Below are 21731 nucleotides of genomic sequence, written 5' to 3'. Positions count from 1 at the left end.
CGTTTCAGGGCCTTCATTGATGTCTCAAGCTGCAAGCCAAGTGCTCGATCCGCGCCGGTCCTTCGTCGGCACGCGGGCCTTCTATGGCTATCTGTTCACCGTTCCGGGCTTCCTCGCGGCGTCGGCGCTCATCCTCTATCCGCTGCTCTTCGGGCTTTATGTCAGCCTGAACGACTGGAACTGGAGCAGCGGCACCGGCCGCATGACTTTCATCGGCCTCCAGAATTATGTGGAGATCGCAGGGGACAAGCTGTTCTGGAACGCGCTCCTCAACACCTTCTATTTCACCGGCGGCGCGCTGGTCGTCGAGATGGTGCTCGGCACCGTCTGCGCACTTCTTCTCAATGCCATCAGCACCGGCTCGGCCTTCTTCCGCACCATCCTCATCTTCCCGTTGATGATCTCCGACATCGTCGCCGCGATCATGTGGAAGATGCTGCTCGATCCGAGCCTCGGCTTCGTCAATTACCTCCTGTCGCTCGTCGGCATCCCCGCCATCAGCTGGCTGTCGGACGCGCATCTTGTCATCCCGGCCCTCATCCTGGTCGATGCCTGGTGGCAGACCGGCGTCATCACCCTCATCATTCTCGCCGGCCTGCAAAGTCTGCCCGAGGAGCCGCGCGAGATCGCCCGCGTCGACGGCGCCAGCGCCTGGCAGATCTTCGTCCATGTGACGCTGCCCGCCATCACGCCTTTCCTATGGACGGCGGCGATATTCCGCGTCATCGATCTCCTGCGCGTCTTCGCCATTGTCTGGGGCACGACCGGCGGTGGCCCGGCGCGCGCCTCGCAGGTCGCCCAGCATTACATCTACGCCCAGGGTATCGGCGGCTATCTCCATATCGGCTATGCGACCTCGCTCGCCGTCACCTTCGCCGCCTTCATCTGCATCACGGTGGTCGTGCTGCTCGGCGTATCGAAACGGGCGGAGGCGACATGAAAGCGTCTCGCATCGGCATCTATGCCAGCCTCATCCTGCTGGCGCTGCTTTTTGCCTTGCCCGTGGTCTGGCTGGTCTGGACATCGCTCAAACTTCCCGTCGAGGCCGCGGCGATCCCGCCGGTCTGGGTCTTCACGCCGCAATGGTCGAACTATGTCGACGCGTGGTCCGACCGCGGCTTCGCGTCGGCCTTCCTCAACACGGTGGTGATCGGCATCGGCACGGTCATCGTGTCGATCGCCTTCGGCCTGCCGATGGGGTATGGCCTGGCGCGCTCTCCCATTCGCGGCAAGCAGGCGATCGGTATCGGTATCCTGTTCCTGCGCATGCTGCCCGAGATGATCTTTCTCATCCCGCTTTATGGCATCTATCGCAGCCTCGGCCTGTTCGACACCTGGACGGGCATGATCCTCGCCTTCCAGATCATCACATTGCCCTTCGCCGTCTGGCTGCTGCGCGGCTTCGTCGAGGGTGTGCCCGTCGATATCGAGGACGTGGCGCGCGTCGACGGCTGCACCGATTTCCAGGTCCTCACCCGCATCACCATGCCGCTGATCCTGCCGGGCATCGTCGCCTCCGCGATGTTCACTTTCGTGTCGGTGTGGGGCGGCCTCCTGTTCCCGCTGGCGCTGGGCTATTCGCATGCCGAGACGATCTCCGTCGCCATCGCCAATTTCCGCGGCTACAGCAATTTCCAATGGCCGGTCATGGCGGCCGGCGCCATCATCGCAACCATTCCGCAGATTCTCTTCTTCGGCTTCGTGCAGCGCCATCTGGTGGCGGGGCTCACAGTCGGCAGCGTCAAAGGATAACGCATGATCCGGAAAAGTGGGGACCGGTTTTCCGACAAGATCATGCGCAATGTTTAAGATAGGAATGTTCAGTGGCAGACATCACCTTTGACCGGGTCGGCAAGTCCTATGGATCGACCAAGGTCATCACCGATCTGAGCCTCAAAGTGGCCGATGAGGAATTCATGGTCTTCGTCGGTCCGTCAGGCTGCGGCAAGTCGACCGCCTTGCGCATGGTGGCGGGTCTCGAAAGCGTCAGCGAGGGCAGGCTTCTCATCGGCGACCGCGTCGTCAATGATCTGGAGCCGCGCGAGCGTGACGTCGCCATCGTGCTGCAGAGCTATGCACTCTATCCGCATAAGACGGTGCGCCAGAATATCGAATTCGCGCTGAAGATCAGGGGTATGCCGAAACCAGAGGTGGATCGCCTCGTCGCCGAGGCGGCGGGCATCCTCGAATTGACGCCCTATCTCGACCGCAAGCCGCGCGCTCTGTCCGGCGGCCAGCGCCAGCGCGTGGCGCTGGGACGCGCCATTGTGCGCCGACCCAAGGCCTTCCTGTTCGACGAGCCGCTCTCCAATCTCGATGCGGAGCTGCGCGTCACCATGCGCGCCGAGATCGTCAAGCTGCGCAGGAAATTCTCGACCACGACGATCTATGTCACGCATGACCAGACCGAGGCGATGACCATGGGCGACCGCATCGCCGTCTTCGCCCCGCTGGCTGAGGCGGGTGCCAGCAATCTCATGCAATGCGACACGCCGATGAAGCTCTATCGCGAGCCCGCCAATGTGTTCGTGGCGCAGTTCATCGGCAGTCCGAAGATGAACATCCTGGAAATGGCCGTCGACACCGAGAAGGGCCGCTTCATTGCCGACGGTCAGGCCGTCGCCATTCCGCCGGCCTGGAAAGGCGCCGTTTCCGGCTGGCCCAAGGTGCTGGTCGGCATCCGGCCGGAACATCTGCGTATCGAGCCCGCCGCCGCGGCAGGCACTTTGGCTGCCGAGGTGGAGATGGTCGAGGTGCTGGGCGATGAGGCGGTGGTTCATCTCAAAGCCGCCGGCCAGCCGATGAGCCTGCGCACCACCCGCGGCGAGCCCGTGCCCACGGTCGGCGATGTCATCCGCCTGCGCCCCGACCCGGCATCGGTTCATGTCTTTGATCCACAGACAAGACAGAGACTGCGTGCCGCCTGATCCGGTGCCGACTGAGGGATCGGCCATGGTATTTGTCTCACGTCGAGGCGGTGGTTCGTGACAAGGGACAGCGCAAGGTCTGGGCGAGCACGACGCCCGCCAGCGTCAGGCCACCTCCGATGAGGTGATAGGATCTGAGCGGTTCGCCGAGCAGCATGATAGCAGCGCCCGCCGTCATCACCGGCAGGAGATTGATGAACGCCGCGCAGCGGCTGGGCCCCAGCCGGTCGATGCCGCGCAGCCAGAGAAAGGGCAGCACGACCGAGGCCACCCCGCCGGCATAGAGAATGAGCGGCAGGGTCTCTTCATTGACGGCGCGCGCCGGAGCCGGCGTCGCGAGGAAGGCCGGAAACATGACGGCGAGAGCGCACAGCGCCTGCTGATAGGTCGACAGCCAGCTCGACACCGGGATCTGCCAGCGTTTCACCAGAACACAATAGAGCGCGTAGACGATGGCCGCGGCGAGCATCAGCGCATCGCCGATACGCATGCCGTTCTCCATCAGCTTGAGCGGCATGCCCCCGCTGACGAGATAAACGAGACCCGCGAGCGACAGGGCGCCACCGACGAGCATGCCGACGGTCGGCTTCTCGCCCAGCACCGCAGCACTCAACGCCACGGTGAGGAGGGGCGTCAAGGACGTGAAGATCGCCATATTGGTCGCCGTCGTCGTTTCGGCGGCGACATAGGAAAGGCTCTGGAACAGGCACATCGCCAGGAAGCCGAGGATGAAGAACTGCCCGAGATGCGGCCAGCTGGCTTGCCGGTTGCGCCACAGCGGCCGCGCCAGGAACAGACTCATCAGAGCGACGGCAAAAACCAGCCGGTAGAAGGTGATCGCCTGCGGGCCGATGACATGAGCCGACAGGCGGGACACGACGACATTGCCGGCCCAAATCGCGATGGCCGTGAAGGGATATAAAAGAGCGAGCTGTTTTCTGAACATGGGACTGCCGGGGAATTGTGGTGGGCCGGCACGTCTAGTCGATTGCGCCTGGGTCAGTATCTCGCTAATGGAACAGTTGTTATCGAGTTTGGGACATGGAAAGCGACAGGCGAACCCGTCATCTCGATTTTCATGCCACCGCCCGGCCGATGGCGGCGATGGAGATCGATTATCCGGACGGCAGCTCGACCGGCCGCCACGCCCATCCGCGCGCCCAGCTGCTATATGCGATCGCGGGCGTGATGATCGTCAGGTCTGCGGCCGGAATCTGGGTCGTGCCGCCCAATCGGGCAGTGTGGCTGGCGCCCCATCTCGACCATGACGTGTTCATGCGCGGTGATGTGAAGATCAGGACCGTCTTTGTTTCCGAGGATGCCGCGCCCAATCTGCCGCGAGCGAGCTGTGTCATTACCGTCTCGCCGCTGCTGCGCGAGCTGCTGACGGCGGCGATCAAGGTGCCGCTCGATTATGCGCCGGGCTCACGCGATGAGCATCTGCTGCTTCTTCTGCTCGACGAATTGCGCCAATGGGAGACGCTTCCGCTCCATCTGCCGATGCCGGCGGAGCCGCGTTTACGCAGGATCTGCGAGGCGCTGACCGCCAATCCCGACGACCGGTCGACGGCAGAGACATGGGGGCTGAGCCTCGGCGTGACCGCCAAGACCATTCATCGGCTGTTCCAGCGCGAGACCGGACTTTCCTTCGCGCAATGGCGCCAGCAGGCGCGCCTCCTCAAGGCGCTGGAGCGACTGGCGCTGGGCGAGCGCATCATCGATGTGGCATTCGATTGCGGCTATGCCAGCCAGAGCGCCTTTACGGCGATGTTCCGCCGCCATTTCGGCATTCCGCCCAGCGCTTTCTATAAATGATCCTGGCAGGCGTTGACGCCGCCGGCCTCCCCCTTATAACGCTTGGTTTCCGGCAGGCCGGTTTAGCCCGGCCACCCCCCTGTCCGTAAGGCTGGCCCTGCGTCGAAGGAGGTCCGCCTGAGGGTTGCAGATGACCGTCCGTCCCTCTAAAATTCGGCATCCAATAGGAATGCACATGAAACCCTGTATCTACATTCACACGAACGAGAAGCAGATCATCGGCGCGCTCGTTTCCAAATATTCCTTCGAGCGCTTCGCCTCCGACAAGAACGCGTTCGACGTCAAGCTCATCCACACCAAGGACTATCCGTTCCTCGACGCGCATGAGGGCCGCAAATATCTGCGCGGCGGCCTCACCCGCGAATGGGTGAATGACGACCTCCAGTCCTTCACCGTGCTGCGCTTCATGCCGCCTGAGCTGATGAGGTATGAAGGCCGCTCCGTCGTCGTCGATCCGGATGTGTTCGCCGTCTCGGACGTCATGCCGCTGCTCAACCGCGAGATGAACGGCACGGCGATCATGGCGCGCAAACGCGGCGCCTCGACCGCCAAGGAATTCGCCTCGAGCGTCATGCTGCTCGACAATGCCAAGCTCAAGCATTGGCAGGTCGAGAAAAGCTTCGAAGAGATGTTCGCCTTCAAGCGCGATTATTCCGACTGGGTCAATCTCAAGCTCGAGCCCAAGGACTCGATCGGCATCCTCGAGCCGGTGTGGAACGACTTCGACACGCTGACGCGCGAGACGCGCATGATCCACAACACGCATCGCCGCACCCAGCCCTGGAAGACCGGCCTCAAGGTCGACTTCCGTCCCGCCGAGCGCGCCGGGTCCTTCAAACTGTCGAACATCATTCACCGCACGCGCCGTGCGCTGTTCGGCGAATATGGCCTTCTCGGCAGCTATCACAAGCACCCGGACAACAACCAGGAGCGGCTGTTCTTCGCGCTGCTCAAGGAATGCGTCGATAAGGGTATCGTGACCCAGGCCATGCTGGACGAGCAGATGAAGCTCAACCATGTGCGCCACGACGCGCGTGACGTGCTGGCGCGCACCCGCACGCTCGCCGAGCAGCCGCTCTTCGCAGCCTGACCCATTGCGGTGGGCGCGCGGACGGTCTGGATCCTGACGCATAGCCGGTTGGGCGACCGCCAGCAGATGGAAAAGCTGGCGGCCGCTCTCGGCTGGCCTTCTACTGTGAAACAGCTGGTCTTCCGGCCGCCCAACGTGCCGTTCCTGGCGCGGCTGCTGCTCGACCGCGGCGCTTCCGATTCTCTCGATGCGCCCTGGCCCGATGTCGTTCTATGCGGCGAGGCGCGCACCAGCGTCATCGCGCGGGATCTCAAGCAACGATCGGGTGGGCGCATTAAGGTGGTCTGCCTCGGCCGGCCCGCCGGTGATCCGGCACAATTCGATCTCGTCTTGACCACCGCGCAATATCGCCTGCCGAAAGCTGCGAATGTCGTCGAGCTGGCTCTGCCGCTGGTGGTTGAGGCGCCCGCTCTTCAGCCCGATGCCGGCGGCGATATGCCCGATCTCGCGCGGCCGGTGACCACGGTTCTGGTCGGTGGCACGGCGGTCCCCGAGCGTCTCGATGGCGCGGCGGCGACTTCCTTGGCGCGCGATCTCCTGGCCCATCAGCACAAGACGGGCGGCACATTGCTCGTCGTCACCAGCCCGCGCACCGGTGCTGAGGCGGGCGAGGTGCTGGCCCGCGCCATTCCGTCTCCGCACCGCGTGCATCTGTGGCGTAAAGGCGAGGACAATCCCTATCGCCGCTTCCTGGCGCTTGCCGATGAGGTCGTGGTGACCAGCGACAGCGTCTCGATGGTTGCCGATGCGCTGGCGGCGGGGAAAAAAGTATCGGTCTATCGCCTGCCGCGCCGGGCGACGGTCAAGGATGCCGTCGTCGAAAACCTGTTCGCGCGTGTCTATGGCGAAGCTCCCTGTCCCTTCTGGCTGAAGCCTGCCAAGTGGCTGTTCGACGCGGGCCTGATCGAGGTGCGTGCCGATCGTCCGCGCCTCTTCGAGAGGCTTGTCCGGGAAGGCCGTCTCGGCTGGTTCGGTGCGGCGCGCGCGGAAAAGCGTTTCACCGCGCCCGATGAGCTCGACGTGATCTTGCCGCGCATTCAGGCGTTGTTCTGATGGCGCGCTACGACGTGGCGATCATTGGCGGCGGCTCGGCCGGGGCGTTGCTGGCAGCCCGGCTCAGCGAAGATCCGGCGCGCCATGTGGTGCTGATCGAGGCCGGTGGCGAAGCCACCGATCCCGACATCTGGAAACCCGCGGCATGGCCCGCCTTGCAGGGCCGCAGCTTTGACTGGGACTATCGCACCGAGCCGCAGGCGGGGACCGCGGGACGCATTCATCCCTGGGCGCGCGGGCGCATCCTCGGCGGCTCGAGCTGTCTCCATGCCATGGGCCATATGCGCGGCCATCCGGCGGACTTCGCCGCCTGGGAGGAGGCGACCGGCGACGCGCGCTGGAGCTGGGAGAGACTTCTGCCGGCCTTCATGGCGATCGAGGATCACAGCCTTGGCGGTGATGGCGTGCATGGCAAAGGCGGACCGCTCCCGGTGTATCTGCCGTCCGAGGAAGTGAGCCCCGTCGCGCGCGCTTTCATCGAAGCGGGCGCCGCTCTCGGCCTGCCACGTATTCGCGGCCACAATACCGGTGAGATGGTCGGCGTGACGCCGAATTCCCTCAACATCCGCGCCGGAAGGCGGGTGACGGTGGCGGATGCCTGGCTGACGCCCGCGGTGCGCCGCCGGAAGAACCTGACGATCCTCACCGGCCGTTCCGTCCGCCGCCTGAAGCTTCGGGGAAGCCGGGTCACCGCGCTGGACATGCACGGTCCGGAAGTCACGGCCGACAATATCATTCTCAGTGCCGGGTCACTCGAAAGCCCGGCTCTCCTGATGCGTTCGGGCATCGGCCCGGAGGATGTCCTGACCGATGCGGGCGTCGATTGTGTGATCGCAGCACCCGATATCGGGCGCAATCTGCAGGATCATCTGCTCGGCGCCGGAAATCTCTATGCCGCAAGGCGCACCGTGCCGGCGTCCCGGCTGCAGCATTCCGAATCCATGGCCTATATGCATGCAGGCGATTTCACCGGAGGCGGCCGGCCGGAGATCGTCGTCGGCTGCGGCATCGCCCCGATCGTGTCAGAGCGTTTCACGCCGCCGGCGGCCGGATCGGCTTATTCGCTTCTCTTTGGCGTGACCAATCCGACGAGCCGCGGCAGCCTCAGCATTACCGGGCCTGAGCCCGGCGACCGCTTGCGCATCGATCCGGCCTATCTCCAGACCGAGCACGACCGCAGCCTGTTCCGGCAAGCGCTTGCCGCGGCGCGCGAGATTGGTCATAGGCCCGAACTCGCCGAGTGGCGCGAAAGCGAGATCCTGCCGGGCCCGCTGCAGACGCAAACGGAGATCGATCGCTTCATCGCTGAGGCCGCCATCACCCATCATCATCCCTGCGGCACCTGCCGCATGGGACATGACCTGCGTTCGGTGGTGGATACGGAGCTGAAGCTGCGCGGGCTCGACAATCTCCACATCGTCGACGGATCGGTGCTGCCCAGCCTGACCGCCGGGCCCATTCACGCCGCTATTCTGGCGATTGCCGAGACTTTCGCCCGTCAGATGATCGGCTAGCCCATTTCTCCGCCAGCGGCTTGCTCAGGATGACGAGCTCGCCCTCGAAGCGTTCGAGCGTATCGAGGATGAAATCGAGCTCGCTGGTGCGCTCATGGACGACGACATAATCATTGGGCGTCTGCGTGTCCCCCGGATAGGCGCCGGCCGGATCCTCGAAAAGATCGATCCCTGAGATCACGAGCCGCTTCGGTTGGAGCGCCACGGCGACCGCCAGCATCGTCGCGCCATTGGTCGGGCGCACGCCGTCCCAGTCGAGCTGGCCGAGGATCTGCAGTCGTTCCAGCGTCACGAAGCGCATATGGCGGCAGAGCGGATTGAAGATCTGATGGGTGACGAGCAGCGCCTCGGCGCGCCGCGTCTGGAAGGCGAAGATCGGCCGGCTGCGCAAGGTGAAGAGCGTGCGCTTCTGTCCGGTGAAGACGACCTGCGGATCGGCATAGAGACCGCGTTTGAGCCAGCGGTGATTGACGCGGAACAGGCAGTCATGGCTCTGCTGCGCCAGCGCCGGATCTTCCGAGGACGGGCCGTTGCCGAGGCAGAGGATCGCGTGAGGATGCTTGAGCGTGGCGCTGAGCTCATCGAGCGTCTCGATGCGTTCGGTGCGGAGTTTCAGAAGGTGCCGTCCGGCGGGTTTGTCGAGCCAGCCCGCGACCAGCGCCTGCAGCGGATTGCGGGCGGGCGGGCGGCGCGCCAGGAGGAAGTTGAGGCGCTGCATCGTCGCCGACTGCAAATCGAGGGAGGCAGGGTCGCCCATCGGCGCCAGCACGATGCGGTCCGGTGCGACGCCTCGCGCTTGCAAGGCCTTCTCGACCTCTGCCGATTGCGCCAGCCACATATCGACGGCGGTGAGCCGCGTGGTGTCGGGCGCATCGGCATCGGACCTGTCGCCTGCGATGAAGGCGACGCCGATCCCCATGAGATAGGCCTCGCGCACCAGGCGCTTGGGCAAGGCGTCGATCCGTCCGGCGCCGATCAGAAGGCGGGCGCGGGACATCAGAAGGAAGATCACGCTGCTCACGCGGTTGTTCCAGGGCGCGTCGATCACCGCCGCGTCGCCGAAGCGGGTGATCAGCTCCTGCTTCACTTGCGGATTGCCAGGGATGAAGAGGACGGAAATCCGCTCGCGCCGCAACGCGGTGAGCAGCGGCTCGATGGTCGCGAGCGCCGGCCGGTCGGCGACCGAGACCAGGATCGAGCGGTTCGAGGGGATCGGAACCCAGCCGCTGCGCTGGAGCGCCGATCGCGGCTTAAGACGGATGGCCATTATGTCCTTCGGCGTGGGTCCTGAATTGTCGGGTCTCCGCCAGCATATGCGCGAAGCGCGCCTCGAATGCAGCAAAAATATCGGGCATATCGTCGAGCGCCACCAAGAGCTCGTTATTGAGGTAGCGCGAGGTGAGGGTGAGATTCATGCTGCCGAACAGGACACGCCGGACGCCTCCCGCTTCGAGCAGGATGAACTTGCAATGCATCGGCAATTTTTCCGGATGCGCATAGCGGATGAAATCGATGCCTTGCGCCTGGGCGAAGGTCTCGATGCGTTTGGGCACGCGTCGCAGCGTGTCATGGGTGATCACCGTGACGGAGGCGCCATCCTTGACCTGGCGGCCGAGCAGCCTTGCGATCGACCTGTCGCGAAAATGCGACGCGGCGATTCGGATGCGGTCATATTTGTGTTCGCCGATCAGCCGGTCGACGACCGCATTGTCCCAGCGCGGATAATGAAAGAGGCCGAGCTTGCCGCTGCTGAAATCGGATTTTGCCGCCCGGTTGAAATAGAAGGGCCAGCCTTGCGCGCCGGCATGGAGCGACAGCACATGCTGCCTGAGGCTCGCCACGGCGGCGGGATCGTCGAGGGCGACGAGGCAGTTATGACCGCGATCCTGGTCACCGATCCGGCGCACCACCTCGGGGTCTTCCGGCGTGTTGCCGGACGGATTGAACGAGCCGACGAGGACGACCGGCCAGGGGTGGCTGAAGTAGTAGATCTTTTCATGCAGATGCGCCGGCAGCAGATGTTTGACGGGCTTGAAGCCGTCGCCCAGGCCATCGGCGGCAGTGAGGCGCGCCCGCACCGCCTGGTTGGCGGTGGAGAGCTTCGGTGACGCCTCGAGGCAGAGCTTGACGGTGACGCCCCTTTGCTTGGCGCGGACAAGCGCCTCGGCGAGAGCGAGATCGCGGAAATAATAGGTCGTCCACAGGATCTCGCCGCCCTGGGGCACGGCGTCCACGAAGCGGGCCAGAAGATCACGGAGGAGGCCAGGTGGCTGATCCGGGCCGCCAAAAAAAACTTGAGTCATTCCGGGCCTATATAGGTGACCGGTTCCAGGTGGGTCCAGACTTTCAAGAGCCGGACTGGTTGGGCTATTGACTCTATCCTAGCGTAAGATACTGTTGCGAAAGAAGACTGCATGAAAATGCCCGGTTGCCCGAGCTGCTTGGGCTCCTGATTTCAAACGCATAGCGTCGGTTGTTGGTCCGTTGGAAGACGTAAGGTGGCGATTCGCTGTCGGACGCCTCGCAGCGTGCCGGAATAGCTGAGGGCGTGGAGGCTCGCGATATGAAAGCCTCTCATCGATGAGACTGGGCGCGCAATGCCATTCACAGCCGAACAACTGGATCGTCTGACCGGCATCATCAGCGAATATGTGCCTCTCGCGATCGTGCTGGACCTGCCGCAACCCGGCGCAGCGCTGCCCATCAACGAGTGGCGGAAGAAATTCGTCAACGACTATCCGGGTTTTTCGCGCCAGCTCGTAGACGCTTATCATCGCCGGCACATGATCCCTCTCCTGGCGCGTGCGCTCTATCGCCGGTTCCATCGGGACGATCTCATCGCCACGAAATTCGTTGAGTTCTGCAAGGACCCGGCCAACAAGGATATCGCCTACCAGGCCGCTTTCGTTCTGCGCGCGAACATGCTGTCGGCAGCCAAGCTGCGGCACTTCATTGCCGATGTCGAGCCGAGGATGTGTGTGGTTCTCGCCGACGCGGGACCCATGGGGCTGCGGAAGGGAACCGGCTTTCTCATCGGTCCCGATCTCATCATCACGGCATATCACACGCTCAAATATCACCTGCACGATGAGGAGATGCTTGCCGATCCGCCGGGAGACTGCCGCGCGGTCTTCGATCACCTCTATGGTGACCCCATTGATACTGTAGATCCCGATGACCCTGACCTGCGGTGCATTCCATTCGCAAAGGAATGGCTGAAGAGAGCGAGCAACGAGGACAAATTCGACTATGCCCTGGTCAAGCTCGCCGAGAAGATCGGCGACGAGAGTTACGCCGCCAATGGTGGGCGACGGCGCCATTGGTTCAGCTACGCGGACTGCAAGCCTGGCCCGGATGAGCGCATCATCATTCCTCAACACCCCGAAGGCTCGAATCTGCAGCAGGATTTCGGGCGTTATGTCGAGTCCGACGACAAGGAAATCCGCATCCGCTACACGACGGAGACTTTCCCCGGCTCCTCGGGCGCCCCCTGTTTCGACGGCAAACATCGCCTCGTCGGAATGCACCATGGTGTCTACAAGCCCAACGACGTCGAGGTGTTGAACCAGGCAATCCGCTTCGATCATATCGCCCATGAGATCGACGAGTATCTCAAGGAAAGCTGCAAGGAGGCCGAGCGAGCCGAGATCTGGAGCGTCACGGCGAGCCCGCAGCCGCCCCGGCCTATTCTCGGCCGCAGAGCCCTGATCGACTGGATCAGCTCAGCCGAAGCCGTCGCAATCAAGCCAGGCAGCCGGGTTCTGGTGGTCGAGGCATCGGCACCCTATGCGGGGCGGGGCTTTACGATCGAAATTCTAAGGGCCGCGCGGCGGGAGTCGCAGGATCCCGTCGTGGTCCTCGGCAATGAGCGCGGCGCGGATGGCAAGCGCCAGCCTCTGCCGCAGCTCGCCGACGACGCGCTCAGGATCATTCTGCAGCAATTGCCATTCGCGGTCCGGTCCAATCCCTTCCCGCCGCGGCCCGGAATTGGGACGCCCGGCGAGTCGAAGCTGGAAAAATGGGTCTCCGACGATTTGCTCCGCGCCCTCGAGGAAACCCTGGCCTCCAACCGTCGGCAGACCGTCGATGAGCGGAACGTGGCGGCCGAGACTGCCCGGCAGATCAAGGTACTCGTCGAAGATGCGCGCAAGCAGGTGCAAGGGGAAGCCGAGGAAAAGCGCGTTGCATTGATCGAGGAGCAGGGGCTCAAGCTCGAAGCTTCGGCCCAGCAGGTAAATGCCCAGCCGGTGTCGCAGACCCGATGGGAGCGTATCTGGATCGCCGTGATCATGACGAAGGACACGCATCTTTCGAAGGAATTGATCGAGCTCCTGGCTGGATTGGCAAAGGCCACGAATGACGAGCTATCGCGCCTTCGGCTTCTGTTTATCGGCGACGTCCCGCAGTCTTTGAAATCGCTCAGCTTGAATACGGCCGAGGCCCTCGACCCTGCCAGCATTGGCATCGGAGATTATTCCCGCTGCGTGCAGCAGATTGCCTCGAGCCTGGGCCGCCATCCCACACCTGAATTCATCAACGGCATCGTGGCCGGCTCGAGCGAGTTCATCGATGAGAGCAAGATGAGGCCGGACCGGCTGACCTTTCTTCAAGGGGCGCTGACGCGCACTTCTACCAACCGCAAACTGTGGGATAGTTTGCAATGACCGACTGGAAAGCCATCTTCAAGGACATTGCCGACGCGACGGCCAAGGAGTCGGCCACGAGCGATGGTTCCGGACCGGCGAATACACCTCCACCGCTCCCGGAATTGACCGATGCGGTCATTATGGCTGCGATCACCGATACGTTCCGCTCGATTCCATATGGGCCGCCCCTTCCGGACGACATCCTGGCGGGCGATGAGGAGGCCGCACTTCTCACCCACTCGGTTGTGGTCACCATTGGCGGCCAGCGGCGCCTGCGATTGAGCGACGGCGCGCGAGCGGATCTTCTGCGTGAGGCCGCGGAACTGCCGCGGGTCGGCGAATTGCTCAGGCAGGCCGTCGACTATGATAGCCGTCCCGACATATTCGATGAGATCACCGGCAATCCCGCCCGCCAAGCCAGTGCCTGGCTTCGCTGCTTCCTGGCGGGCAGGCTGGGCGATATCCACAGGGCACCCCCTGACGAGCTGCGTGCCGCGTTGACGGCGCGCGCGAGTCTGACCGGTTGCCCGATGCCGGACGGGATCCCGACCATGGAGGATCTTCGTCGCGCGCTGAGCTATGCGGAGCTGCTGGAGCCTTTGCGCATCCTCATCGGATCCGAAAGCGGCTGGGCGGGCCGTGAGCCATGGGACCGGTTTGCCGGACGGAAGAAGGAGCTGGAGCGGCTGCGAAGCTTCGTCGACGAGCTTGAGTCGCTCTCGATCGGAGAAACGATCAGGCGTGGTGTCGCACGTGGCGTCGAGACCGCCGCGGGCTGGTTCGGGTTGACCAAGGCTTCGCTCCTGACGGTCATCGCGGGCGGAGGGTTGGGCAAGTCCGCCCTCATCGCAAAATTCGTGCTGGAACATGCCGTCCGCCATAGTGAGCCCGATCGCCGGACCTTTCCTTTCGTCTATATGGATTTCGATCGCGCCACCGTGCGCACGACCGATTCCCGTCTGCTGCTGCTGGAGGTCCTGCGCCAGTTGTCCTTCCAGTATCCGAGCGCTGCCGGAGACCTTGGCGAGCTCGCCGAGACCTTGCGGTCGACGCTTGGTGGAGCCCTGACGCCGGAGCGCGAGCCATATGCGGAGCTGCGTCGCATCCTGCGTGATTTCGCCGGCGTCGGCGAACGGCGCTTCCTGCTGGTTCTGGATACATTCGAGGTTGTGCAATTCGACCAACAGACCCTCGAGGCGGTCGACAACTTTCTCGCCAGATTGATCGGTGCCGAGGGATTCCCGGAGTTGCGCATCGTCATCGCCGGGCGCGAGGCGCTCGAACAGGGAATGCTCTTTCCAGTGCTGGTGGTAACGGCTCAGCCCCTTTCGCTGCGACCGCTGAATGTTTCGGATGCGATCGAGATGGCGAACAAGCTGGGCGAGTCGCTCATGGGGCAGGAGTGGAACCCCCGCTGGGCGCGACGGATCGCAGGTAAGGCGACAGAGGACAAATCGGGTCGCCGGGAGCCGTTGTCGATCCGCGTGGCGGTGGACCTGTTGAAGTCAGAGAGTCCGGAGAAACGCGACGAGCTTTCCCTTGAGATAAAGGCGAAAGGCGAGAAGGCACATGCGAGCTTTGTGGGGACCCTGTACCAACGGCGCGTTCTCGGTCATGTCAGGGGCGGATCCGACGTCGGCAAACTCGCTTGGCCCGGACTTGTCTTCCGCAATGTCACGATCGAGATCGTCCAGGAAGTACTCGCGCCGATGTGCGGTCTCACGCGCGTGGCCGCGGAGGAGGCTTTCGATCTGCTCGGAAAGGAAGTGTGGCTCGTCGATGTCGTCGAGGAGGCGACGGGCAAGGTGCTTCGCCACAAGCGGGAGCTGCGGGCCAGGACCCTGCCGCTCATGCGCCGCCACAAGGAGAAGACGGCGGAGGGCAAGGTCCTTTCATTCGACGACGTGAACAATCGCGCGATCGAATATTACCATGACCGGCGAACCCTGCCAGGCAGTCGCGCCGAATGGATCTATCATCGCCTTCTCGCCGGAGAGAGTCCGGAATCGGTCGATGAGCAGTGGTCCGATGAGTGCCGCACGCGGCTGAGTGATGCCGCCTTCGACTTCGAGCCGGACGATCGGGCGCAATTGTATATCCTCGGCAAGACGACGAGCCGCCTGGTGACTCCGCGCAAGCTTGCCGGCATGCGCCAGGCCGGCGCGTGGATCGTATTCGACCATGTGGAACGGGTTGCGCCGGAGCTCGGCGACTTCGACGACGTGGCGATACGGCCGGAGGTGATCGAGCTTGCCAAGACGCAAAAGGCTGGTCGCTTGCGGCCGGAAGCTGAGGCTGTGCGCAGGACGATCCTGGCGAAGGCGGGGCAATGGGGAACGCAGCCATTGACCGTTGGCGCCGCCTCGCCATGGGCCTCGCGGATCGATTTCGCCAGTCGCTATTTGCGTGCGCATAACGCTCTCTACGACATCGGTGAGTCCGAGCTTGCCGAGGCGGTCCACGGCGCGCAGGCGGAGGTCTATCGAAGTCTCGCCCAGGATCTCGCCACGGCCGCGATGCTCGGCAATGTATCCTACTATCAAGTGATCGATGAGAGGCTGTCCTATTGCATCGAAGACCTGCGGCCCATGACACCCAGGCTCGATGGCGGGTCGCTTCGCATGGCGGCCATCTTCGGAAATCGCTCCTGTACGCCCGCGGCCCGATTGCTGCTGGCCACGATGGGGAACTCGCCCACCTGCAGCGGCGATGAGCTGCGCCTGATCGTGAGCGAAATGGGAGCGGATTTCGTGCTGCAGGTGCTGCCCGACCAGGCGGACTTGATCGACGCGGCCCTGCAGGCGACCGGCCCGTTGCGGATCGAGGGCCTGAAGCTGGGCAAGTTGCTTTCCGAAGCTTACGACGTCATGCCGACAAAGGGCATCCAGCGTATCCGGAAATTCTTCTCATTGCGGCGCGAGGATTGGGTCACGGTGTTTGGTTACGCTTGCGCGCGGAGCGTGCCGAAGGTCGACAACGCGCTGTCAGACCAGATCAAGGAACGCCTCGATCAATATGTGTCTCATATCGGACGATCCTGGTATGATCGCTCCTTCTGGCGAAGCCCGGATGAGCTTTGGGATTCGTCCGCCGGTCGCGATTTCATTTCGCTCATGCGGATTGCGGATGAGGCCAGCGATCTTGCGGGAATGGCGCGCGTCATCGAAGAGGCGATTCCCCAGCCGGATGGCGTCGATCTGCGCCGGCTGCTGCATGCGGAGAGAACCTGGAGCGGCAATATCGAACGGCTGGTGGTGGCTGAAGGCGGCGATACCGCGGAGCGGCCGCCTTCGCCTGGGCCGATCATCGATGCCAGTGATCCCCAGAAGGGGCGCTGGGGCGGCTTGGCTGAGCGGGACGGCAGACGTTTGCTGGCAAAGTTCACGGACACGAAGTCGTCCTGGACCTTCCAGGTCGACCTGATCGTCGAATCGGCTGATGGGAGCGAACTCGTTGGACCCGTCGTGTTCCATTTGCATCATACGTTTTCGAGCAGCGCCATCCATATCCGCCGCGTCCAGGAGAAACGCCGATGTGTGCTTTATGATGTACGCGCCTGGGGGGCGTTCACGATCGGCGCGCAAGTGCGAGATAAGGACGATCAGTGGATCGGGCTCGAACTCAATCTCGCCGATCTCAGCGAGTTGCCGCGCAAGTTTCGCGAGCGCTAGAGGTGTTGAGGAGTTTCAAACGTATTTTGCCCCTTGCGCTTTCATCTGCTCTTTGAGCGCGGAGAAGGCATGCGCCCAGTTGGCCGAGCGGGCGAGGCCGCCAAAATGAAGCCCGACGACGCGAGCGCCTTCCGTCGCGAATTCGACGACAGCGGAGCCTGAATTTCCGCCCAGCGTCGAGCAGTCATGCACGAATACCCAACGATTTGCCTTGTCGTCATCGAGTGAGCCAGGCGACTTCCTGATCCGGCCGGGGGCGAATTTCTTGCACTCGAAATCATCGTCGAAAACCTTGGCGATCACCGAGGCGACTTCGTAACCTGGCGGCGGTTTCGTCTTGATCTTCCAGGGTATCGGGCGTCCCGGAAAGCCGACGGCGTAGACCCAGCTCTTCGCCTTCACCTTGTCCTCGCCGCCGTCGAACATCACAGTGCTGGGCCATGGCGCATCTGCGATCGGCGCGATCTCCAGAACCGCCAGATCCAGGCGCGCGAAATCAATTTCCCGGTTGATCCGCTCGGCGCCGCAGAACTTTACATTCACGATCTTGAAGCCCGGCTCGGGCTTGCGGCCCGCCTCACCGACAAAATCGATGGTCGTCTTGCCGGGTGAGGTAAAAGACCAGCGGCCGTTTGGTTTCTGGGTCGCGATCTCCTCGAGCACATGACGGGCCGTCACCACACAGCCTTCGGCGAAATGGACGGCGGTTCCGACAAGTGTGCCGTCCGGCTTGCTGATCCGGCCGACGGCGGCGGCGACGTTGCGGATCTCGTCCTGCATCTGCAGCAGCTTGAACTCGAAGGGCTTGTATCCCGGCGCCGCCGGATTGACGAACCCGTCCTGAATATTGAGGCTGGGCCGTTCGAATATCTGCACGACCGCCTCGAGGCCGAGAGCTTCACGAAAATTGAATTGCGCCTTGGGGTCGCCTGCCTTGCTCAGTGCCGATGCGGCGCCTTTGGCGATTTCGTGAGCGAGCTCGGGATCGCGCGTCGTGGCCAGGCGCTGCGCCAGCAGGCCCATCCGGTCCTTCGGATCGAGCCCGGCGCCGCTCGATTCCTTTCCGCCCGCACTTCCCCCGAGCTTCAAAAGCTCGGTCGAGCCTTTGTCGATCGCAACAAGTTCATCCAAGTCGAGCATTAGCGTTTCCACTCGCCGCACCAACCGATGGAGTTCAAAATATAACCCAAGGGCATATTTGTGCGCAGCTGAAGTTTACTTAGATTTCTATCTAACCAAATATTATTACTTTCGGATATTTCAAAGAGTGGAGCGGCGTTAGATATCGCGACGAGACAAACAGATGCAGTCGGGAGGAAACCATGACCAATGCATCGTCGCGCCGTGCCTTTCTTGCCAAAGCGGGAGCCGGTGCCGGTTCTCTTGCTTTCCTCGCCGGTCTTAATCGATCGGCCGAAGCTCAAGACAGCTCTCCGGTCATCGTCGGCGGACCTCTGCCCTTGACTGGCGCCGTTGCCGCCGACGGCGTCGAATTCAAGCGCGGCCTCGAAATGGCGGCCGAGGAGATCAATGCGCTGGGCGGAATATTGGGTCGTCCGATCCAGCTCGCTTTCGAGGACACCGAATCCAAGGGTGATGACGTCATCATCAGCGCCGGCCAGCGCCTCATCGACAAGCACAATGCCAATGTTCTGATCTCGGGCTACAATCTGGGCTCACAGACGGCCTTGCAAGGTGTCGCGTCGGCGGCGTCTCTCATCTATCTCCATGCCGATACGGCGCGGGCCCATACCGATCTCGTCGCCAAGGAGCCGGACAAATACTGGAGCTGCTTCATGTATTGTCCCTCCGAGCTCTATTACGGTTTCGCCTATCTCGATTTCGTCAAACATCTCGAAACCTCAGGCCAGCTCAAGCTGCCCAACAAGAAGCTGGCGCTGATCACCGGGCCCATCACCTATTCGATTAACATCGCCAAATCCATCGAGGCCAAGGCAGCCGACTATGGTTATGAGGTCTCCCTTTATGAGACCGTGCAGGCGCCGACCTCCGAATGGGGACCGACGCTCGCCAAGCTCCGCGAGAATCCGCCGGGCCTGATCGTGGTGACGCATTTCTTCCCGCAGGATCAGGCGCAGTTCATGATCCAGTTCCTCACCAACCCGACCGATAGCCTGGTCTATCTGCAATACGGCGCCTCGCTCGCCGCCTTCCGCGACATCGCCGGTGACGCCTCGCAGGGGGTTCTCTATGCGACCAATATCGGCGTTCTGCAGGACGAGATCGGCCTCGCCTTCACTAAGAGCTATATCGCCCGCAACGACCAGAAGGCCTCGCCCAATGGCGGTGGCCAGACCTATTCGGCGTTGCATCTCTATGCTGTGGCCGCGGCCCTCGCCGGAGGTCCGGGCACTCCTTATGAGGAAGAGCAGAACCGCAAGATCGCGGCGCGTCTCAAAGCGATGACGTTCCGTTGTCCGATGGGCGTCATCCGCTTCGACCAGCAGACTCAGGCGGCGCTGTCCTATCCTGTGCAGACCAAGGATCCGTCGCTCGGCATGGCGCACATCTTCAGCCAGATCAAGAACAAGGCGGAGAACGGGCATATCATTTCGCCGTCGCCCTATGACATCGCCAAATTCGAGAAGCCGGCCTGGATGAAGTGACGGAGTAGGATTTGTGCCCGGCGCCCCGCCTCTTCTCGAATGCCGCAATGTGGCCAAGTTCTATGGCGCGCTCGCTGCCGTCGATGGTGTCGATCTCGCGATCAATCGCGGCGAGACGGTCGGCATCGGCGGCCCCAATGGCGCCGGCAAGACGACCTTCTTCGATCTGATCTCAGGATTGACCAAGGTGAGCTCAGGCGCGGTGCTCTATCAGGGCGAGGACATCACGGGCAGGGCGCCTTACCTGCTGTTTCATGACGGCATGGCGCGCACCTTCCAGGTGACCAGCGGCTTCGGCGGCCTCACCGTGCTGCAGAACATGCTGGCCGCCGTCATCTATGGTGGCGGCCGCACCAAGCCCGGGCTTCTGATCGGGCGCCGCGACCGCGAAAGAGCGATGGCCTCGCTCGAGAGTTTCGGCTTGGCCGGTCTCGCCGAGAAGCGGGTGTCCGATATCACGGTGCTGGCGCGCAAAAAGCTGATGGTCGCCACGGCGGTCGTACATGAGCCGAAGATCCTGCTGCTCGACGAGCCGGTCGGCGGTCTCTTGCCGACGGAGGTCGATGAATTCATCGATCTGATGCGGAAGCTCCGCGACCGCGGCATCTCCATCGTCTTCATCGAGCATGTGATGCGCTTTCTCACCGCCGTCGCCGATCGTGCTCTGATCATGCACCAGGGCAAGCTCATCTATGACGGCGCGCCACGCGGTCTCGCCAAGGATGCGCAAGTGCGCTCGGTCTATCTGGGCTCGGAAGCGGACAGCCTGGAGATGCCGGCATGAACGCGCTTCTTGCCGTAAGGGGCCTGACGACCGGCTACCGCCATATCCGCGTTCTGCATGAGGTGAGCTTCACCGTGGAGCAGGGCGGCATCACCGCGATCATCGGACCGAACGGCCATGGCAAATCGACCTTGCTGCGCGCCCTTTCCGGGTTGCTGCCGGCCTGGTCGGGCGAGATCGCATTCGACGGCGCCGCCGTCGCGCAAAGCGCGCCGGGCCGCGCACGCGCCGGTCTGGTGCTCGTCCCGCAAGGCGACCAGCTCTTCGCCGGCATGACGGTCGAGGAAAATCTGATGATGGGCGGTTATGTGCGCCAGGACATGGCGGAGATCCGCGCCACGCTCGCTCAGGTCTTTGAGCTGTTTCCGCGCCTCAAGGAGCGCCGCGCCCAGCGTGCCAGCAGCCTGTCGGGCGGTGAGCGCCGCATGGTCGGCATCGGCCGCGGCCTTATGGCCAAGGCCAAATTGATGATGATCGACGAGCCGTCGCTCGGTCTGGCGCCGCTGATCATCGAGCAGATCTATCAGGCGCTGGCCGAGCTTGCAGCCCGAGGCCAGTCGATCCTGGTCGTCGAGGAGAATCCGGGCCGTGTCGCCAAGGTGGCGACCACTTTCCATCTGATGGATGGCGGCCGCTTCGCCTGGAGCGGCTCTTCGGCCGACCTCAAACAGTCAGGCCATATTCTCAATACCTATCTCGGCGGACACTGACATGCAGGCCGTTCTCCAGATCCTCATCACCGGTCTCACCCTGGGCGCGATGTATGCGCTCGCCTCCGTCGGCCTCGCTTTGACCTATGGCACCATGCGCATGTTCAACATGGCGCATGGGGTCTTCATGACGGTCGGCGCCTATGCCACCTATATGGCGGCTTCCCTCTGGGGCCTGCCGCTGCCGCTGGCTTTCCTGTTCGGTCTGGCCGCCGGCGGACTGATCGGCGCCGTCATGCATCTGCTCGTCATCCGCTTCATGCTCGACACCGAAGGCTTCGAGGTTAATATCATCGTGGCCACGGCGGGCGTCGCCATCCTGCTGCAGGATCTTCTCCTCAAATATTACGGCGCCTATCCATTTCGCCAGCCGGCACAGATCGAAGGCGTGTTCCGCATCGGAGATATCGCCGTCACCTATCAATCGGTCGGTATCCTGGTCATGGCGGCGGTGCTCATCGGCGGCATCGCCTGGCTCCTGACCCATACACGTTTCGGCCTCGCCATCCGCGCCACCGCCATGAACCGCGAGGCGGCATTGCTCATGGGTGTCGAGGCGGGCCGCACTTATCTGCAGGTGCTCATCATCGCCGGCGTGCTCGCCGCCGCCGCCGGCATCCTCATCTCGTCGCTGGCGACGCTTTCGCCCGACATGGGCGCCAATCCGCTGCTGCGCGCTTTTGTGATCTGCGTGGTGGCGGGCCTCGGCAGCGTGACCGGCGCCGGCATCGCCGCCCTGGCTCTCGGCCTGTGCGAGGCGGCGATCCAATATTATCTTGGTGTCCGCTACGGCTTTCCCATCATGCTTCTCCTCGTCATCGTCGTCTTGATCTGGAAGCCGGCCGGTCTGTTCGGTCAGCAGGAGGTCGTCCGCTCATGATGCCGGCGCAAGAA

Annotated in this window: 17 protein-coding genes; 13 read left to right on the top strand and 4 right to left on the bottom strand. The window is 63.1% G+C overall.

Annotation, left to right across the window (positions count from 1 at the left end):
- The first annotated feature begins 19 nt into the window (after positions 1 to 19).
- The 3 genes from JHL16_RS29865 (at position 20) to JHL16_RS29855 (ending at position 2927) form a co-directional block, all read left to right on the top strand.
- Positions 20 to 940, top strand: a complete 921-nt coding sequence (locus tag JHL16_RS29865; protein WP_200188520.1) for a carbohydrate ABC transporter permease — start codon at positions 20 to 22, stop codon at positions 938 to 940.
- Positions 937 to 1752 (top strand): carbohydrate ABC transporter permease, encoded by an 816-nt coding sequence (locus JHL16_RS29860; RefSeq protein ID WP_200188519.1) that lies wholly within the window; start codon positions 937 to 939, stop codon positions 1750 to 1752. Before JHL16_RS29865 ends, JHL16_RS29860 begins: the two co-directional genes overlap by 4 nt.
- 71 nt (positions 1753 to 1823) lie before the next feature.
- Positions 1824 to 2927: a sn-glycerol-3-phosphate ABC transporter ATP-binding protein UgpC gene (locus tag JHL16_RS29855; RefSeq protein ID WP_200188518.1), complete on the top strand. Its 1104-nt coding sequence runs from the start codon at positions 1824 to 1826 to the stop codon at positions 2925 to 2927.
- Positions 2928 to 2964: 37 nt separating this feature from the next.
- Here the strand turns inward: JHL16_RS29855 and JHL16_RS29850 are convergent, their stop codons facing one another.
- On the bottom strand, positions 2965 to 3873 hold the full coding sequence (locus tag JHL16_RS29850; RefSeq protein ID WP_200188517.1) for a DMT family transporter: 909 nt from the start codon (positions 3871 to 3873) through the stop codon (positions 2965 to 2967).
- 95 nt (positions 3874 to 3968) lie between these two features.
- On the opposite strand from JHL16_RS29850, the gene JHL16_RS29845 reads away from it, so the two are divergent.
- From JHL16_RS29845 to JHL16_RS29830, 4 genes are all read left to right on the top strand, one after another.
- Entirely contained in the window at positions 3969 to 4742 is a 774-nt protein-coding gene (locus tag JHL16_RS29845) for an AraC family transcriptional regulator (protein ID WP_200188516.1), read from the top strand.
- Positions 4743 to 4917: 175 nt separating this feature from the next.
- Positions 4918 to 5832, top strand: a complete 915-nt coding sequence (locus JHL16_RS29840; protein WP_200188515.1) for a hypothetical protein — start codon at positions 4918 to 4920, stop codon at positions 5830 to 5832.
- Positions 5833 to 5841: 9 nt separating this feature from the next.
- Positions 5842 to 6885, top strand: a complete 1044-nt coding sequence (locus JHL16_RS29835) for an ELM1/GtrOC1 family putative glycosyltransferase (protein WP_348647296.1) — start codon at positions 5842 to 5844, stop codon at positions 6883 to 6885.
- Entirely contained in the window at positions 6885 to 8399 is a 1515-nt protein-coding gene (locus tag JHL16_RS29830; protein ID WP_200188513.1) for a GMC family oxidoreductase, read from the top strand. The genes JHL16_RS29835 and JHL16_RS29830 overlap by 1 nt, the downstream gene beginning before the upstream one ends.
- On the opposite strand, the gene JHL16_RS29825 is transcribed toward JHL16_RS29830, so the two are convergent.
- Positions 8353 to 9666, bottom strand: coding sequence for a hypothetical protein (locus tag JHL16_RS29825; protein WP_200188512.1), 1314 nt, complete (start codon positions 9664 to 9666; stop codon positions 8353 to 8355). The genes JHL16_RS29830 and JHL16_RS29825 overlap by 47 nt on opposite strands.
- On the bottom strand, positions 9650 to 10633 hold the full coding sequence (locus tag JHL16_RS29820) for a phospholipase D-like domain-containing protein (RefSeq protein WP_200188511.1): 984 nt from the start codon (positions 10631 to 10633) through the stop codon (positions 9650 to 9652). Before JHL16_RS29820 ends, JHL16_RS29825 begins: the two co-directional genes overlap by 17 nt.
- 363 nt (positions 10634 to 10996) lie before the next feature.
- Here JHL16_RS29820 and JHL16_RS29815 point away from each other — a divergent pair, with 363 nt between their 5' ends.
- Positions 10997 to 13063: a trypsin-like serine peptidase gene (locus JHL16_RS29815; RefSeq protein ID WP_200188510.1), complete on the top strand. Its 2067-nt coding sequence runs from the start codon at positions 10997 to 10999 to the stop codon at positions 13061 to 13063.
- Positions 13060 to 16716 carry a pYEATS domain-containing protein gene (locus tag JHL16_RS29810; protein WP_200188509.1) on the top strand — a complete coding sequence of 1219 codons (3657 nt, stop codon included), beginning with the start codon at positions 13060 to 13062 and terminating at the stop codon, positions 16714 to 16716. Before JHL16_RS29815 ends, JHL16_RS29810 begins: the two co-directional genes overlap by 4 nt.
- 15 nt (positions 16717 to 16731) lie before the next feature.
- On the opposite strand, the gene JHL16_RS29805 is transcribed toward JHL16_RS29810, so the two are convergent.
- Positions 16732 to 17856: a trypsin-like serine peptidase gene (locus JHL16_RS29805; protein WP_200188508.1), complete on the bottom strand. Its 1125-nt coding sequence runs from the start codon at positions 17854 to 17856 to the stop codon at positions 16732 to 16734.
- A gap of 182 nt (positions 17857 to 18038) precedes the next feature.
- Here JHL16_RS29805 and JHL16_RS29800 point away from each other — a divergent pair, with 182 nt between their 5' ends.
- Genes JHL16_RS29800 through JHL16_RS29785 form a run of 4 tightly spaced genes read left to right on the top strand, consistent with a single transcriptional unit; the run spans position 18039 to position 21717 of the window.
- Complete coding sequence (locus JHL16_RS29800; protein ID WP_200188507.1) at positions 18039 to 19343, top strand: ABC transporter substrate-binding protein; 1305 nt, start codon at positions 18039 to 18041, stop codon at positions 19341 to 19343.
- A gap of 13 nt (positions 19344 to 19356) precedes the next feature.
- Positions 19357 to 20127: an ATP-binding cassette domain-containing protein gene (locus JHL16_RS29795; RefSeq protein WP_200188506.1), complete on the top strand. Its 771-nt coding sequence runs from the start codon at positions 19357 to 19359 to the stop codon at positions 20125 to 20127.
- Positions 20124 to 20837 (top strand): ABC transporter ATP-binding protein, encoded by a 714-nt coding sequence (locus tag JHL16_RS29790; RefSeq protein WP_200188505.1) that lies wholly within the window; start codon positions 20124 to 20126, stop codon positions 20835 to 20837. Before JHL16_RS29795 ends, JHL16_RS29790 begins: the two co-directional genes overlap by 4 nt.
- 1 nt (position 20838) lies before the next feature.
- Positions 20839 to 21717, top strand: a complete 879-nt coding sequence (locus tag JHL16_RS29785; RefSeq protein WP_200188504.1) for a branched-chain amino acid ABC transporter permease — start codon at positions 20839 to 20841, stop codon at positions 21715 to 21717.
- Positions 21718 to 21731: the final 14 nt, after the last annotated feature.

This window comes from Taklimakanibacter albus, assembly GCF_016595235.1.
Lineage (GTDB): Bacteria > Pseudomonadota > Alphaproteobacteria > Rhizobiales > Aestuariivirgaceae > Taklimakanibacter > Taklimakanibacter albus.
The sequence above is the reverse complement of the archived record's forward strand: the minus strand, read 5'-3'. Positions and strand labels throughout refer to the sequence as shown.